This is a genomic window from Aneurinibacillus soli (genome assembly GCF_002355375.1).
Lineage (GTDB): Bacteria > Bacillota > Bacilli > Aneurinibacillales > Aneurinibacillaceae > Aneurinibacillus > Aneurinibacillus soli.
The window spans coordinates 3,816,748-3,832,841 of sequence record NZ_AP017312.1; the positions used below are offsets into that span (position 1 = coordinate 3,816,748).

The 16,094-nt window shown below is 47.5% G+C and carries 19 protein-coding genes; 6 read left to right on the plus strand and 13 right to left on the minus strand.

The window, feature by feature from the left end:
- The first annotated feature begins 72 nt into the window (after positions 1-72).
- The 4 genes from CB4_RS19275 to CB4_RS19290 all read left to right on the plus strand — a co-directional run bounded on the left by CB4_RS19275 (position 73) and on the right by CB4_RS19290 (position 3,089).
- Entirely contained in the window at positions 73-297 is a 225-nt protein-coding gene (locus CB4_RS19275; RefSeq protein ID WP_096467320.1) for a hypothetical protein, read from the plus strand.
- 111 nt (positions 298-408) lie between these two features.
- Complete coding sequence (locus CB4_RS19280; protein ID WP_096467321.1) at positions 409-1,017, plus strand: superoxide dismutase; 609 nt, start codon at positions 409-411, stop codon at positions 1,015-1,017.
- Positions 1,018-1,555: 538 nt separating this feature from the next.
- Positions 1,556-2,254 carry a DUF3888 domain-containing protein gene (locus tag CB4_RS19285; protein WP_096467322.1) on the plus strand — a complete coding sequence of 233 codons (699 nt, stop codon included), beginning with the start codon at positions 1,556-1,558 and terminating at the stop codon, positions 2,252-2,254.
- 154 nt (positions 2,255-2,408) lie between these two features.
- Positions 2,409-3,089 (plus strand): Bax inhibitor-1/YccA family protein, encoded by a 681-nt coding sequence (locus CB4_RS19290; RefSeq protein WP_096467323.1) that lies wholly within the window; start codon positions 2,409-2,411, stop codon positions 3,087-3,089.
- A gap of 50 nt (positions 3,090-3,139) precedes the next feature.
- Here CB4_RS19290 and CB4_RS19295 read toward each other — a convergent pair whose 3' ends face one another.
- From CB4_RS19295 to CB4_RS19305, 3 genes are read right to left on the minus strand one after another with little or no spacing between them, the layout of a single operon-like run.
- The gene (locus CB4_RS19295; RefSeq protein WP_096467324.1) at positions 3,140-3,514 is read right to left on the minus strand and encodes a PilZ domain-containing protein; all 375 of its coding nucleotides are present in this window, start codon (positions 3,512-3,514) and stop codon (positions 3,140-3,142) included.
- Between the two features lie 24 nt (positions 3,515-3,538).
- On the minus strand, positions 3,539-4,678 hold the full coding sequence (mutY, locus tag CB4_RS19300) for an A/G-specific adenine glycosylase (RefSeq protein WP_096467325.1): 1,140 nt from the start codon (positions 4,676-4,678) through the stop codon (positions 3,539-3,541).
- A 3-nt stretch (positions 4,679-4,681) separates the two neighbouring features.
- A complete protein-coding gene (locus CB4_RS19305) occupies positions 4,682-5,008 on the minus strand; it encodes an MFS transporter (protein ID WP_096467326.1) in 327 nt (108 codons plus the stop codon).
- Positions 5,009-5,155: 147 nt separating this feature from the next.
- On the opposite strand from CB4_RS19305, the gene CB4_RS19310 reads away from it, so the two are divergent.
- A complete protein-coding gene (locus tag CB4_RS19310) occupies positions 5,156-6,148 on the plus strand; it encodes a metal-dependent hydrolase (RefSeq protein ID WP_096467327.1) in 993 nt (330 codons plus the stop codon).
- A 34-nt stretch (positions 6,149-6,182) separates the two neighbouring features.
- Here CB4_RS19310 and CB4_RS19315 read toward each other — a convergent pair whose 3' ends face one another.
- The 4 genes from CB4_RS19315 to CB4_RS19330 all read right to left on the minus strand — a co-directional run bounded on the left by CB4_RS19315 (position 6,183) and on the right by CB4_RS19330 (position 9,817).
- Entirely contained in the window at positions 6,183-6,413 is a 231-nt protein-coding gene (locus CB4_RS19315; protein WP_096467328.1) for a YneF family protein, read from the minus strand.
- A gap of 89 nt (positions 6,414-6,502) precedes the next feature.
- Positions 6,503-7,549 carry a CAP domain-containing protein gene (locus CB4_RS19320; protein WP_172890927.1) on the minus strand — a complete coding sequence of 349 codons (1,047 nt, stop codon included), beginning with the start codon at positions 7,547-7,549 and terminating at the stop codon, positions 6,503-6,505.
- 154 nt (positions 7,550-7,703) lie between these two features.
- The gene (locus CB4_RS19325) at positions 7,704-8,336 is read right to left on the minus strand and encodes an FMN-dependent NADH-azoreductase (protein WP_096467330.1); all 633 of its coding nucleotides are present in this window, start codon (positions 8,334-8,336) and stop codon (positions 7,704-7,706) included.
- A 134-nt stretch (positions 8,337-8,470) separates the two neighbouring features.
- Positions 8,471-9,817, minus strand: a complete 1,347-nt coding sequence (locus CB4_RS19330) for an MATE family efflux transporter (protein WP_096467331.1) — start codon at positions 9,815-9,817, stop codon at positions 8,471-8,473.
- Positions 9,818-9,859: 42 nt separating this feature from the next.
- On the opposite strand from CB4_RS19330, the gene CB4_RS21765 reads away from it, so the two are divergent.
- A complete protein-coding gene (locus tag CB4_RS21765) occupies positions 9,860-10,099 on the plus strand; it encodes a hypothetical protein (RefSeq protein ID WP_231956075.1) in 240 nt (79 codons plus the stop codon).
- Between the two features lie 533 nt (positions 10,100-10,632).
- On the opposite strand, the gene cysC is transcribed toward CB4_RS21765, so the two are convergent.
- Genes cysC through CB4_RS19365 form a run of 6 tightly spaced genes read right to left on the minus strand, consistent with a single transcriptional unit; the run spans position 10,633 to position 16,082 of the window.
- Entirely contained in the window at positions 10,633-11,247 is a 615-nt protein-coding gene (gene cysC, locus CB4_RS19340; protein WP_096467333.1) for an adenylyl-sulfate kinase, read from the minus strand.
- A gap of 5 nt (positions 11,248-11,252) precedes the next feature.
- The gene (gene sat, locus CB4_RS19345) at positions 11,253-12,410 is read right to left on the minus strand and encodes a sulfate adenylyltransferase (protein ID WP_096467334.1); all 1,158 of its coding nucleotides are present in this window, start codon (positions 12,408-12,410) and stop codon (positions 11,253-11,255) included.
- A gap of 20 nt (positions 12,411-12,430) precedes the next feature.
- Positions 12,431-13,138, minus strand: coding sequence for a phosphoadenylyl-sulfate reductase (locus tag CB4_RS19350; protein ID WP_096467335.1), 708 nt, complete (start codon positions 13,136-13,138; stop codon positions 12,431-12,433).
- Between the two features lie 2 nt (positions 13,139-13,140).
- The gene (locus CB4_RS19355; RefSeq protein ID WP_172890928.1) at positions 13,141-14,220 is read right to left on the minus strand and encodes a sulfate permease; all 1,080 of its coding nucleotides are present in this window, start codon (positions 14,218-14,220) and stop codon (positions 13,141-13,143) included.
- Complete coding sequence (locus CB4_RS19360; protein ID WP_096467337.1) at positions 14,220-14,423, minus strand: DUF3906 family protein; 204 nt, start codon at positions 14,421-14,423, stop codon at positions 14,220-14,222. Before CB4_RS19360 ends, CB4_RS19355 begins: the two co-directional genes overlap by 1 nt.
- Before the next feature lie 39 nt (positions 14,424-14,462).
- Positions 14,463-16,082, minus strand: coding sequence for a nitrite/sulfite reductase (locus CB4_RS19365; RefSeq protein ID WP_096467338.1), 1,620 nt, complete (start codon positions 16,080-16,082; stop codon positions 14,463-14,465).
- Positions 16,083-16,094: the final 12 nt, after the last annotated feature.

The window sequence follows — 16,094 nt, forward strand, 5'->3', positions numbered from 1 at the left end:
TTTCTCACCATGTTTAACTGCCGCCAGACAGGGAACGTTAGTAAGAGAACCCGCCTTAGGAGGTGAGCAACCGTGTACATTGGGCGAAAATTTGATGAACTTGATAACGTTCCCCTTTCCGAGTGGGATATGAAAGAGCTTCTGTACCATCACGATATGATGGACGATCTTGTTTCGTACTTGAACACGCAAGGAAATAGTCGCCACAAGCAAATCATTGCCGAAATTGAAAAACGTGGCGGACGTAGCGGCGACCGCGGGGCCTGGGATCACAGCTCGCGCATTATTTACGATTAGCACACTATTTATTATACTTTTTTATTTGTATTGTATTGAAATATGGAATGAGTACGCTATAATAAATATGGAAAGCAAACTCGTTACCAAATTTTGAAGGAGGAATTTATCATGGCTAAATTCGAATTACCAGCTCTTCCTTATTCTTTTGATGCTCTTGAACCGCACATTGATGCACAAACAATGGAGATCCACCACGATCGTCATCATGCAACATACGTGAACAACCTGAACGCAGCACTCGAAGGTCACGCTGAACTCGCAGGCAAATCTATCGAGGAACTGCAAAACCTTGACAGCGTACCAGAAAGCATCCGCACAGCGGTTCGCAACAATGGTGGCGGTCACTACAACCACAGCCTGTTCTGGGAAATCATGTCCCCGAACGGTGGCGGTGCGCCAACTGGCGAAGTAGCAAAAGCTATCGAGGCTTCTTTCGGCAGCTTCGACAAAATGAAAGAAGAATTCGCAAAAGCAGCAGCAACTCGCTTCGGTAGCGGTTGGGCATGGGTTGTTGTTGACGGCGACAAACTGGCTATTACAAGCACTCCGAACCAAGATAACCCGCTGATGGAAGGTAAAACTCCAATCCTTGGTCTCGATGTTTGGGAGCATGCTTATTACCTGAAATACCAAAACAAACGCCCGGATTACGTTGGTGCATGGTGGAACGTAGTAAACTGGGATGAAGTGAACAAACGCTACGCGCAAGCGAAGTAATTATACTTCCTTTGTGCAAGAGTAAGAGGACAGTCATTGTGGCTGGCCTCTTTTTTGTGAGCTCGGAAGTTATGTTTTTGAGAATCGAGTAAGGTTGGTGGTGGGAGTAGAGAAGAGAGAAGCCGTTCGCTTCGGTACGCTTTACAGAGAAGTGATGGCTGGCCGCTCCAGGAGCCCGGCGAACGTGCCCGCAAAAGAGGACCCGCGATGTTTTTCATTGAAGTATTGCGGGCAAAAATCCGTTCGCCGTTCTCCTTCCGCTGGGTAGAAGCGTATAGGCGCTCTCTTGCTTCTCTCTCCTCTCCTCCCAACAACGCTCTGATTTCAAAAAATCAAAACCCAGTATGTACGTGAATTAGCAACCATACGGGAAGTGTATGGACAAGCTTGGGCAAATAACATTGATCTCCCTTCTTCTTTTAGGCAAGGAAGTAAAATCAATTACCAGGAAAGTACAGTTAACTTAATAACAAAAGACCTCCGTTCCAAACTCTAATTTATTTGTTCAATTGTTGGAACATTAAGGTGAGGTGTAAAGATGAAAAAATCTATTGTACTTAACATTGTCTTATTCTTTTTGATTATGAATATATCTCACTTCGTTATTGCTGAAGAAATAGATAAAAAGAAGGAAGAACGACAAAAATGTTCAAAATATGAATGGCATGGCTGGAACGAAGGATACGATATTGGACTCACAAGTGGAAAAATGATTGAAAAAAATGAGACGATTAGACGTTTACTCAATGCAGGTTTTACAGACAAGGACATAATGAAATATGCAGATGTATCAGCAAAAGACTTGGAAAATATGAAACGTGTATTGGAAGAAACAAATGGAAAATTGCCAGAAGACCCTGATTATAGTCGTTGGTTGGAAAAGCATTGGTGGAAATGGAAGTACGGGGTTGATGTTGAAGTTAGGTGGCCACGAACAGCACGAGAAGTAAAAATGGAGCGAGTGATTATGTCCAATCTATCTCCTGCGATTCAAAGGGCTATACAAGAGCATTATGGGAAACCCAAGCCATTTGAGTGCCCACAGCTTATCGAATTAGAGCCCCTGCCTGAATACGGAACTGAAGATGGAACATTCAAATTCAAACTCAAGGTGCGTGTACGGGCTGAACAGGATGAAGTTATGATGTGGTTTGACAACGCACATTCCAATTATTATAAATTATTGAGTATCCAAACACGACATTTAAAAGAGCAAGAACCTATTCCATGTCATTGATAAACAGGCCCAACTGTCGGTAGGCGCGGAGAAGGAAGGAGGCTGGCGCACAGATTTTTGCCCATAACCCTTCTGTGAAAATTTCGAAACTAGAAATCTTTGGATAACGTATACTATAGTATAGAAGTAAAAACTTATCGTGAGGTGACCAACTATGAACTTAACTGGTGTTATTACAGAACAGCGTCGCTACATGCAGCGCGTTTTTTCGTGGATGTTCGCCGGACTTCTTATGACGGCAATTGTGGCATATGCACTAAGCCTCAATCATAATGTCTTAGCCTATTTCTCCGCGAACCCGTTTGCACTGTTTGGGATTATTATTGCTGAACTCGTTATGGTCTTTTTCCTTTCTGCCCGCGTTCAGAAGCTGTCTATTACTACAGCGATGCTGTTATTTTTCGTCTATGCAGCACTAAACGGGATTACATTCTCTCTTGTGTTCGCCGTGTATACGACAGCATCCATTGCCACGACTTTTCTCGTAACAGCCGGGATGTTTGGGGCAGCCGCCCTGTACGGTTATGTTACGAAGCGCGATCTGTCTCGTATGGGTTCGATTCTGACCATGATGCTGATTGGTCTTCTGCTGGCGACTCTGGTGAACTTCTTTCTTGCTAGCTCCGCACTGTACTGGCTTACAACGTATGCTGGAGTCATTATTTTCACGGGTCTGACTGCATATGACATTCAGGCCATTCGAGAAGCGAATATCATCGGCAATGAGGGCACAGATGACGATACGAAAGAAGCGATTATGGGCGCGCTCATTCTGTATCTCGACTTCATCAACTTGTTTCTTTACCTGCTGCGCATTTTTGGCAATCGTAATTAAGCAACGACAAGAAAAGGCAGGCGATCCGCAACATGGATCACCTGCCTTTTTCATTTATCTCCCTGCCTGTGTTCTTTGTGATATTCTTTCAGTTCACTCAGCAGCTCCGATTCACGGTAACTGTCCGCAAGGAACGTCATCCCATACACTTGCCGCCCCATCTTTTCCTGCTGCCATTTTAAAATTCCCCGGATGTCGAATGGTTCATGATACAGAGTAAAGTGCAGGCTAACCTCAAGCTCTCCTCGATAAAGCGGGAGATCAAGAGCGGTTGAAAATTTGGCACCTTTGGGACTAATATCGTGAATAAGGGCGTCCCCCTCCCTACTGTTCACATTTTTCTCTTCCAGGCGCAAAATACGGAATGTCCCGGCGAGTCCATCCGGAAACGCTAGTCGAAATCCTTCTTGTCGTTTATACTGCATACTCTCACCTCTGCATCAAAATGATTAAAGTAAACTTCCCTGGAATCCTTCGCGAAGCCCGTCTGCAATTTTTTTATGAGATACAGGGAACGGATACACATCCATTTCCTCCGGTCGCACCCACTTCATACGCTGCTTCTCTTCCTCCACCCCCGCATCTGGCACTTCTCCCTCATACGTGCATATATATGTCTGCATATTCCATTGTAGGTGAGAGAAAATATGGCTATGTTCCATCACTCGTTCACGCGGGATGGCTCGTATGCCAAATATCTTATATAAGTATACACTCAGCTCTTCTCGCATGTGCACCTCATTCGCATATTCGATATGGGGAAACTCCCACAAATCTGCAAGCAACCCCGTATCAGGTCTGCGATGAATAAGCCACGTACCGTCCGGTCTGCCAATAAGCGCAACGGCGCGCTGTTCGATTCGGCCCTTCTTTGCTTTGGACTTAATCGGCAGCTCCTTCTGTATACCAGCTGCTCGCGCCCGACAATGAACCGCTACCGGACAACTTTCACAGCGTGGTGAGCGCGGAATGCAGATTAATGCCCCTAGCTCCATCAATGCCTGATTAAAGAAAGACGGATTATGCTCGGCAATAATGACCCGGATAATGGCTTCAAATAACTTGCGCGTAGAAGGCTTCGCGATGTCGTCTTCGATTAGCAAAATGCGTGAGAGCACCCGCATCACATTGCCATCCACCGCTGGCTCTGGCAGACCGTATGCGATGCTGAGAATGGCTCCGGCTGTGTACGGACCGACACCCTTCAGTGCGTGTACATCCTCAGGTGTATTCGGTACGTCCCCGCCGTATTTCTCCTGCACTTCCTGTACAGCTGCATGCAGATTGCGAGCACGGGAATAGTAGCCCAATCCTTCCCAGTACTTATACACTTCCTCAAGCTCGGCTTCTGCCAGATCACCTGCAGTCGGGAATCGTTCCATAAATCGTTCGTAATAAGGTATTACAGTGTCTACTCGCGTCTGCTGGAGCATGATCTCTGAAACCCATACGCGATACGCATCACGATTTTTTCGCCATGGCAGAATACGCTGCTCACGCTCAAACCAGTACAGCAAATCATTTTGAAAAGCGTCTATTGCAAAATCTCCGATACTCTCCAGATGTCTATCATGCTGTTTTTTGACCATATCCTATGCATCCTCTCTACGTATCGGGGCGAATGCCCACATATGAAGCTTCTCTGTCCCGCCAACAATACAGTCATTGATTGTCTGCCAGAACACACCCGGTGCCGCATTCTCATCACAACGCTTCCGCTTGATCTTCTCATACGCTTCTACTGTCGGCACATGAAACATCTCCACAAACAAATTTGGCTGGTCTACTCCTTCATATACGTCGAAGTCATGAACACCAATTTGCTCCATGGCCATACTTACCTGTTCAATTTTATCCAGATAATCTTGACGTTTTTCAGGAATAATCTTATACTCAGCAAACACCTGAATTTTACTCATCGTTGCACGCTCCTCTATGTGATAATCATATGTTTTATGTAAAGTAGCTACACTTCTTGACGATTTTCCTTTATAATAAATGATAGTACGCTATACAATCCACGAAAAAGAAAATTTCACATTATATAAAATGGGAGGAATCTATTTTTGGATACTGCTACCCACATTGCTATGGGGTTTGGTCTTGCAGGTCTCGCGTTTTTGGACCCGGCGGTAGCGGCGAACCCGCATCTCGCGGACGCTGTTCTGTTCGGCACGTTACTTGGTTCTCATGCACCTGACTTTGACACTGTGTTGAAGCTACGCGGCAATGCCACGTATATTCGCAACCATCGTGGGCGCTCTCACTCCATTCCCGCTATCCTTCTCTGGACCGGATTGATCAGCGGCGGTGTATATGCGTTTTTCCCGAGCGTATCCTTCCTTCATCTAATGCTGTGGACGCTTTTAGCGATTGCCGTTCATGTTACGATTGATTTGTTCAACTCGTATGGAACACAGGCTGCACGTCCCTTTACGAAACGATGGATTTCGTTTAATGCACTTAACATTTTCGACCCATTTATTATGGGCATTCATATAATCGGCTTCTTGCTCTGGAACGCCGGAGCCAATCCAGGTTATGTGTTTGCTGCCGTATACAGTGTCATGATTACGTATGTAATTCAGCGTGTAATGACATACCGAAGCCTCGTTATACAAGCGAAACAAAGTCTAGGTCAGGATGGACAGTTTATCCTCCTGCCGACGATTCGCTGGACGCGCTGGGGCGTTGTCGCTCATACCGAGATCGCTTCGTATGTCGGTGAGATCCGCAATGGTGAATTCATCTGGCATGATACGTTCTACAAGAAAGAGACGAATGATGTCATTGCCGAGGCGATGAAGGATGATAATGTGCAAGCGTTCCTATCGTTTACCCGTCATCCTCACGTTTATACAACGAAGCGTGAATTCGGCCATGAAGTGCGTTGGATTGACCTGCGTTACCGAACCAAAACACACTATGCGTTTATTGCCATTGTCCATCTCGATGAAGAGCTGAACGTTATCGATTCTTACACCGGCTGGGAATACCGGGAGCATAAGATCGAAGAGAAGCTTGCCGCACCGGAGTGGATGCTTGAACGAACACACTAAAAAAAGCAATGCGAACATGCCGCATTGCTTTTTCTTATTTCTTCTTTTTTCCCGCGCCTGATTTCGGCTGCGTTTGCATTTTACGAGATAACTGGTTCATTTGTTTCTGGTTCAGATTCATCCCCATTGAACGGGCGATTTGCTGAATTTGTTTTTCATCCATTTGCATGTTTGTCATCTGATTTTTCAGGTACCATACTCCAATAGCGAAGCCTCCGGCCAACCCGAGAATCAGCGTCAGAACAGGGGTAATATACTGCCACATAACGATCTTCCCTTCCTTACGTAATTTTCCGGCAATCAAGTCATATTTTACTTTGCTTATACATGCATGTCAAAGCATTCTTAGCAGTATTATGGAGCATAAAAGTGCTGTGTATAGTATGTACCGTATACTCCGGCTCCAATTTTTTTGAATTTTGGGTTTAGGAGACTCTTGCGATGCCCCACACTGTTCATCCAACCGAATACTGCTTCGATGCTGTCTGTGTAGCCCATCGCAATATTTTCTGCCGCTATGGTGTACCGAATATTTTCTGCTGCCATTAAATCAAACGGAGATTTGCCGCTATGGGTAGTATGTGAGAAATATTTATATACACTCATATCTTTACTATGCTTATAAGCAGATGTAGCTGCCTTATCACTCCAGGCAAGTTCACCAAGTTTATGCTTTGTTCGCTCCTGATTAGAAAGAAGCTGCACGCCACGCGCTGCATCATGATCGACCTGCGTTGTATCGGTCTTGTACGTCGGAATAGACGGCTGACGATAATACACATAGCGGTAACTGAAGTAACGCTTGTATACTAGTTCCTCTGGATTTACAATCCGAACCCCGAGTAGCTTTTTATTATCCAGCGTATCATAATATGCAATTATCGCCTGTGATCCGCTTTTGTAGAGCACTTTTTCCTGTTCTTTGTTCTCAAATGTAAACTTCGCGCCAAACAATTCCCATTGTGGCGCAACCTCATAGCGCAGCTTCTTCTCGACTGTACTGCGCGTACTGCCAATCTTCACGCCACCTAGCGACATAGACGGATGACTTGTAAAGATCTCGATAACCTTGCCATCACGGAATCCGATCCAGTATGTATCATAAATCCACCATTTTGTCTGATTTACCCCGACAAGCGTAGAGCGGTACGTACCTAGCTTCGTCTTTACCGAATCCCAGCGCTCGCCCAGACCGATTTTAAAACCAGTCGATGTGGCAGTGGCAACACTTGCGCCTGGCGCTTCTGTTTCTGTTACCCTCTCTGGCATAGCTGTTGGCTGTATGATCGAGGAAATCTGCTTTTTCCACTCGTCTGCCTTCCATACTCCAGTGACAGCCCCGAACGTAAAAGCCGCTGTCAGAGCAAGTGCTGTCAGTCCGGCCTGTTTGATGTGTCCCATCACGTGTTCACTCCTTCTTGCTTTTTGCGTTCTGCATACGGCAGTTACACGGAGAAAAAAAGCGTCCATCCCTTATACAATGATAAGGATACAGGACGCTTACTACATCAAAATGGTACCACTCCAAAGTGGGAATGTCTATCAGACAACAGATTTATTTTGCAAATTCAGGAGCAAAGTCACGCGCTTTTTGCTCGGCTTCCGCAAGAATGTCTTCCGCTTTATCCGGTGCTGCCGCCATACCTTCTACAACAAGATGGTTGTAATCGGCAATGCCGATGAAGCCCAGCACACCACGCAGATATTTGTCTGCGAACTCGAATGCAGCCGCCGGACCTTGTGAATAAACGCCGCCTGTTGATTGAATGTGCAGAACACGCTTGCCACCTGCGAGGCCTTTTGGACCTTCTGCGGTATACGCAAATGTTTTGCCTGCGATTACGATGTTATCGATGTATGCTTTAAGCATTGGTGGGTAGCTCAAATTCCACATCGGGGTAACGAAGATGATTTTATCCGCAGCCAGGAACTGCTCAAGCAGCTCGTTCATACGGCCAAGTACTTTTTTGTCTTCTGCTTCCAGTTCGATATTTTGTGCAGAACGACCCCATGCACTTAATACACGCTCGTCAATTAACGGAATGTCTTCTTTATACAAATCAAGGTGTTGAACCGTATCATTCGGTGCTTGTGTTTGATACGCATTGAGGAAGGTTTTGCCGAGGCGCAGGCCATATGAAAGTTCCACTGGTTTCGGATTAACAGTTACGTAAAGAACAGTTGCCATCGTTGATTCTCTCCTTTTATTTCAAATCATTATTACTAACTTAATAATACTTCATTATTTTTAGTAAGTAAAGTTTTATTTTCTTATTCACACACTTTCCTTACTATATTCATTTTATTCTTTTATTATTTCACTCATTGGCGTGATCCCGTTATTCGAACCTGTTGCCAGCGTCCAAAACGATAATACAGCATAACAAGTGCCGCGCTTAGCAAGAAGCTTACTCCCATTCCGTACGCAATCCCCGATTCGCCAAGCCAGCGAGAGAATAAGGCACTTAATGGATACCGAAGAACCCAGAATGAAATAAAATTCAGTACAAGTACAGCCAACATCGCACCGGCTCCCCGGATTACGCCATTCAATACAAAGTTGATGCCCAGAAACGGATAGAAAAGACAAACCGTACGCAAGTAATCAGCACCGAAGCGAATCGAGGCAGGTGTCTCCACAAACCAGCCCAGCATAGTAGGGGCAAATATATACACCACAACTGCCATTATTGCTGAAACACTCATAATCAGCCTAATCCCACTGCGTGTGACATCACTCACTCGCTCCCATTTGCCCGCGCCGATATTCTGGCCTGCCATACTGGTAACCGCTGAGCCAAGTGTAAGAATCGGTAGCATAATCAGACTATCCATCCGCTGCGCCGCGCCGAATCCCGCCACCACATCCTCGCCAAAGCTATTAACGATACTAATCACCGCCATCATCCCGCCCGAGATGAGCATCATCTGAAGACCTGCCGGTATACCAAGTCGAAAAATAGCCACTGCATATTGTTTATCTGGACGATGTGGCTTCGTAAACGGGATTTTCCCCGTCTGCTTTGTATAAATGAGCGCATACACGAATGACAAACCCTGCGATAAAATCGTCGCAGCCGCCGCACCGACAACACCCATATTGAAGCCTGCAATAAACAACGGGTCAAGTACAGTATTCAAAATAACTGCTGCAAGTACAAATCGGATCGGTGTCCGACTGTCTCCAAGCGCACGTAACACTGTACCGATGAAATTATAACCAAATAGAAAAACAATACCGAGTGCATTCACCTGAAGATACTGGGTGGCTAGCTTATGAATCGTATCCGGTGTCCCAATCCATGTCAGGATATATGGAGATAATACATACCCGACGAGACCAAGACTGATCGCCAGAAGCGCAAATACGACAACAAACGCATTCAGTGATTCCTGCAGGCCGCGTTCATCTCCAGCTCCCTTACGCTGTGCCAGAATGGTCAGCGTCGCCCCGTTCATCCCGATGATGAAGGATAAAATCGTAAAAATAATTGTCCCCGATACTGAAACGGAAGCAAGCGCATTAGAACCAAGCAGATTCCCCACCCACAGGCTGTCGACAAACTGATACGATGCCTGCAAAACATTCGTTAAAAAAATCGGCAAAGAATACGCCACCATCTGGCGCAAAATATTTCCTTCTGTAAAATCAAACCGACGTACCGTCATGCATTTCCCCTCTTTTCCTCTCACCCTCCTTCCTATCTTATCATGTACAAGAATGGTTCCGCCTATTTTGCTACACATCAGAAAACAGGCTTTCCTAAAATCCAGAACATGGCGACTGAGGCAGCCTCTTTGTCTTGGGGGAGGTTTTCTCCAACGTATAGTGGAGGAGCGGGATCGGCGGGGCCTCGTCACTTCGGTACGCTTACGAAGAAGTTGGAACTGTCCGCTCCAGGTGCCAGACGAACTCGCCCACAAAAAGAGCCTATGATGTATTTACATTGAAGCATTGTGGGCAAAAGCCCGTTCGCCTGTCCCCTTCCGCTGAGGAGTCGCGTACAAGCGTTCCTTTGCCCCGCCCAATCCCGCTCCTAGCATACTTTGGATGAAAATCATCAAGCAATATCAAGAGGATGAGCTTTGCTATGCAGGTAAAAAATAAGGAAGCTGTCTTTCGAAAAGCCAGTGGCTATCGAGCAAATCCGTTCTGGCGTCGCGTGTTTTTTTGTAAACCGAAACGCTGTGCGGGGAGTGGAGAAGGGATGAGCAAGAGAGCGCCTGTACGCGCCTACTTAGCGGAGGAAGAACGGAGAACGAGCCTTTGCCCGCAATCCTTCGATGATTCAACATCGTAGGCCTTTCTTTGCGGGCGCGTTCGCCGGGCTCCCGGAGCGGACAGCCGCCGCTTCCCTGCAAGCGTACCGAAGCGAACGGCTCATCCCTTCTTCCACTCCCTCACCACCAAACGTTGTCAATTCTACAAAAAAGAGGCCACCCCGTTCGCCATGTTCTGGCTTTTAGGACAGCCTCTTTCTTCATTAATAAGTAGTCGAAATCACTCCGCTACGTTCTAGATAAGCAATCACCTGATCGACTGATTGCTCCAGCGTCTGTCCGGTGGTCTCCACAATCAGCTCAGGCTGATCCGGCTCCTCATACGGGGAAGAGATGCCTGTGAACTCCGGGATCTCACCCGCACGCGCCTTTTTATATAACCCCTTCGGATCACGCGCTTCACATTCTTCCAGCGCACAGCGCACATAAATCTCGATGAACTCGCCTTCTTCTACCAGCTGGCGGGCAAGTGCCCGATCTGCTAAATACGGAGAGATAAAAGCCGTCAGCACGATTGCTCCTGCATCAACAAACAGCTTCGCCACTTCCCCGATGCGGCGGATGTTTTCCGTCCGGTCTTCCGGGCTAAAACCGAGATCACGATTAATCCCATGCCGAATGTTGTCTCCATCAAGCAGGTACGTACGTAAATTCCGCTCGTACAAGCGCTGCTCTACCGCATTCGCAAGCGTCGATTTACCTGCGCCGGACAAGCCGGTAAACCATAGCACCGCACTTCCGTGTCCATTCAGCTTCCGTCGGTCTTCTTTTGTCACGGCAGCTGTGTGCCAGACGATATTCTGATTATGTTCAGCCATCTATCTTAGACCTCCCCATGTGATGCCACTGCGATTTTCATACCGCGAATGAGCACATCGACAACTTCCGGGCGGCTGAATTCTGGCGGCGGAGCTTCGCCATTACTGAGCATCTCACGAACTTTCGTACCGGAGAGAATCAAGCGGTCTTCCGCACCGTGCGGGCATGTTTTGGTAGAAGCCATGTTCCCACATTTTTTGCAATAAAAGCTATGTTCAAAGAAGAGCGGCGTAATACCGAGTTCTTCTGCTGTAAAATTGCCGAAAATAAGCTGGGCATCATATGTGCCGTAGTAATTGCCAACGCCAGCATGATCGCGTCCGACGATGAAGTGTGTGCAGCCATAGTTTTTGCGAACCATGGCGTGGAAAATCGCTTCACGCGGGCCTGCGTAGCGCATTGCTGCCGGGAATACTGCGAGGAATACACGGTCAAGCGGGTAGTAATTCTCAAGCAGTACCTGATAGCTTTCCATTCGGATGTCCGCCGGAATATCGTCTGATTTGGTTTCCCCAACAAGCGGGTTCAAGAACAGACCATCGACAATTTCAAGTGCCGTTTTCTGAATGTATTCATGGGCGCGGTGCACCGGGTTGCGCGTCTGGAATCCTACTACCGTTCTCCAGCCACGCTCGGCAAATGCAGCACGTGTCTCGGTCGGATCAAGATAGAAAGAAGCGAACTGTTCTTTCTCCGGGCGATTCACAAGGGTAATCGAACCCGCCACATATACATCCGGGCGCTCAAGCAGTTTCGCTACACCTGGATGAGCCGTATCGGCTGTGCCGTATACGTTTTCCGCTTCTTTTTGTTTATCTGGTGTGTACAGTTCAGAAATCTCGATTACACCATACACCGTACCATTGTAGACGAGCTTTGCTTTTTCACCTGCTTGTAGACGTTGTGCTTTGTCCTCCGTAACAGGAAGTGTGATCGGAATGCTCCACACCGTTCCGTCTGCGAGGCGCATCTCCTGCACAACTCGCTCATAATCGGCTTTGTTCAGAAAACCTGTTAGCGGGCTGAAAGCTCCGATTGCCAACAGTTCGAGATCAGATAGCGCAAATGCATCCAGTTCAATTTCTTGTGTAATGGCTGTTGTGTTGTAAGAAAGATCAACTCGGTTTATCAGTTGACCACCATGTGGTTGACTTGTACTCATATTCTCCGCTCCTTCTATATTTATAAATGCAATCCGCATTCGGTCTTGCCTGTGCCGCTCCAACGTCCGTCGCGAGAGTCTCCCCCGCCTTCTACTTGTTGCGTACATGGGGCGCATCCGATGCTCGGATAATTTTGATCATGCAGTTTGTTATATGGAAGCTCATATAATCGGATATAGTTCCATACGTCTTCCCATGTCCAGTGAATCAGTGGGCAGATCTTAATCGAATGGAAGCGATTGTCCTGATTGATAAATTGCGTGTTTGCCCGTGTCGGTGACTGCTCACGGCGCAGACCAGACAGCCAGGCGACAGCGCCTGTCAGTGCGTCTTCTAACGGTTTGATCTTGCGCAGACGACAGCACACATTAGGGCTACTCTTCCACAATTCAGCTCCATGCTGTTCTTCTTGCTCGGCAAGGGTCAGATCCGGCTGCTTCATTTCAATCTGCAATTTCGGATATTTCGCCCGCACTTCTGCAATCACGTCATACGTTTCTGTAAAATGAAGATTCGTATCAAGGAACACAATGTGCGCATCCGGTTTGACCCGGCTGATCAGATCAATCAGTACCATTCCTTCTGCACCGAAGCTACAGGCATATACCAGATCGTCCTTAAACTGTCCGTACGCCCATTTCAATACATCGAGCGCGTCTTTATTTTGAAGCTGATCATTCAGCTCCTGGTAATGCTCCTCAGTAAGCGTTTCATACGATACACTCATCCTCAAATTCCTCCTCCCTGATCATGAACGGTACTTTTTTCCTGTCGGATAGTACGGGACAGACTGAGTAAACCAATAGTAGCAACAAATACACTTACGATCACAATCAATACATATGGATTCGGCTGTAATAACAGATTCACCATCGCATACGATACGACAAGCGATGTGACAGGGGAGACGATCCACACCTTTATAATCTGGCGGATCACATTTTTCTGCCATAGACGGAATCCATTCTCCGCCGTACCAACACCAAGAATGGCACACGTTGTAGCCTGGACAAGCGGCACCGGAATCCCAAACACGGAGGCAATAATGACCAGTAGTCCACCTGTGAACGAGACGGCACTTCCTTGAAGAAGAGACAGCGATGTAATCTTCTTGCCATTCGTCTCCAGCACTTTGCCACCAAGCAGAATCGCCCCTACGGCTACGAACAGGCCGCCAATCCAGATGCCTGCCTCCGTCGTCATGATTTTGGCACCGACAAGCGGACCAACGGCATTCGCTACATTGTTCATCCCAGCTGAGAATGCTTCAACCGCACCACCCGTTATCAGCAGATAACTAAGCCAACGCCGCCAGCTTCCCTGCCCCCGCAAAGCTGGCCACTTCCGCTCGGCTCTCCCAATCAGCTTGCCAAATGTAAAGGCAATCCCAAATGCTACGATTGGAACGAGAATCCAGAACGAGACGATAACCGCTAGATTGGCGACGAACAGCTCCCGATAAGCAAGCCCAACCCCTACAATCGAGCCGACCGTTACCTCACTCGTTGAGAGCGGTATTCCCATCATATTGGCGAAAAACAGCGTTAGCGTGGCAGAAGCGAGAATTACGATAACCGTCTGTACACTAAGCAGATGGGTCGGAACAATGCCACCGCCAATTGTTTTCACAACTTCTCCGCCACCAATCACTGCGCCCAACAGCGCTGCTACTGCCACAATAACCATCGCCAGACGCTTATTACGGATGGCCCCACCGCCATATGCAGCACCCATCGAAGCAGCGGTTCCGCTCGCTCCGATATTCATAGCAAAAAACAGTCCGACTCCGATGGCAATATACGTAAGCATTATGCTTCCACCACGTAGCCGCGCCCCGGACCTGCCGGTTTCTTCTCGATAATCGCAAGCTCCCTCACTGGCTTGTTTGGAATAAAGTAACGTTCCAGTTCATTCTGTGCACTATGGAATGCTTTTTCTTCACTTTCATGCAGGATGACAAGCCCTGCTGTTGTTCCATCCGCGAAGGTTGCTTCAAATTTGTACAGAAACATGGTTCTCCCCCCCTTTTCATCACCCGCTATTCGATTCAGTTATGGCAACTGCTGAAGCACAGCTTCTACTCGCTCAGAGAATGGCTCCGTGCCAACTCGTTGCGCGAAATGGAAGAAACTTTCCCCTTCCTGCTTCTCTTCTTTATAGAACGCCACAAGCTGCAATACGACATGCGGCAGTTTCTCCGCCAGAATGCGCCCTTTGAGCTTCTCGTTAAACTTAGCTTCCAGCCCTAATGTACCGCCAACAAAAATATCGAACGCCGCCTGCATGCCATCTTCTGTCTTCACCAGCGCACCCTGGAATCCGATATCAGCAATATTGCGCTGGCCGCAAGAATTCGGGCAGCCGATCATATGCATGCGGATCGGTTCATCCAGCTCAATGTTTTCATCCAGGAATGAAGCAAGCTGGCGCATTCTTTCTTTTGTCTCCACAAGTGCGAGATTACAGAACTCGTTGCCCGTGCAAGAAACCGCAAAAGCTGTGAAGTGCTTCGGTTCCGGCGTCAGACGCTCAAGCGCACGCTCTTTCAAAAGTGCCGGCACGCTCGCATCCGGTATATCTGCAATCACAATGTTCTGGGAATTACATGTGCGAAGTGAACCATTGCCATACTGATCTGCCAGACGTGCCAGCTCTTCCAGTTCATTCGCATCCAGACGACCAACCGGAACCGAAAGCCCAACATAGTTCAGCCCTTCCTGACGCTGTTTGTGAACACCCGTGAAGTAGCCTGCATTCCAACCGATTGTCCGGTCATCTCCGGCAGTTTCTAGCTCACCTGTTTTCTCCTTCAATACAGCCAGGAACTTCTCAGCTCCCCAGTCCGCTATAAGGAACTTGAGCCGTGCGTGATGACGCTTCTCACGATAGCCATAGTCACGAAAAATCTCCGTAACCGCAACCGATACTTCCACAACTTCCTCTGGACGGATAAAAGCGTCCAGCTTTTGTGCCAAATACGGACGTGCTGACAATCCGCCACCGACCCAGATATGGAAGCCGATCACTTCTTCCCCATTGATCACTTTAGAAGCCGGGGTAAAGGCCAGGTCATTAATTTCTGCATGACCTGCATTGTATACATTAGATGAAATAGAAATTTTGTATTTACGCGGCAGATTCGAGAAATCGCGGTTCCCAAGGAATGTATCGCTCAACTGCTTTACAAGCGACGTTGTATCAATCAACTCATACGGATCAATTCCCGCCAGCGGATTGCCGACAATCGTCCGTGGACAATCGCCACATGCTTCAAATGAAGACAAATCAACCGCTGCCAATCGATCAAAAATATCCGGCAATTGTTCTACTGTAAGCCAGTGAAACTGGATCGCCTGCCGCGTTGTGATGTCAACAAGATCACGGCCATAATCACGGGCAATCCCTGCGAGCGTACGTGCCTGCTCTCCAGACAGAATACCGGACGGAATCCGAACCCGCATCATGAAGTAGCCATCGCTTTTTGGCTTCTGCTGATAAACCCCTGCCCATTTAAACAAATCCATGTCTTCAGCTGGAATGGAGTCAAATCCGTTTTTGGAAAAGTTGTCCCGGATGTCCTCAATAATATCCAGGCCGTCTTTTTGAAGCTTCACGATTTCCATCTTGTTCAGCTTCTCCTTGTTCGCTTCCCATACTGGTTTGTATCCCATCGTCATCTCCCT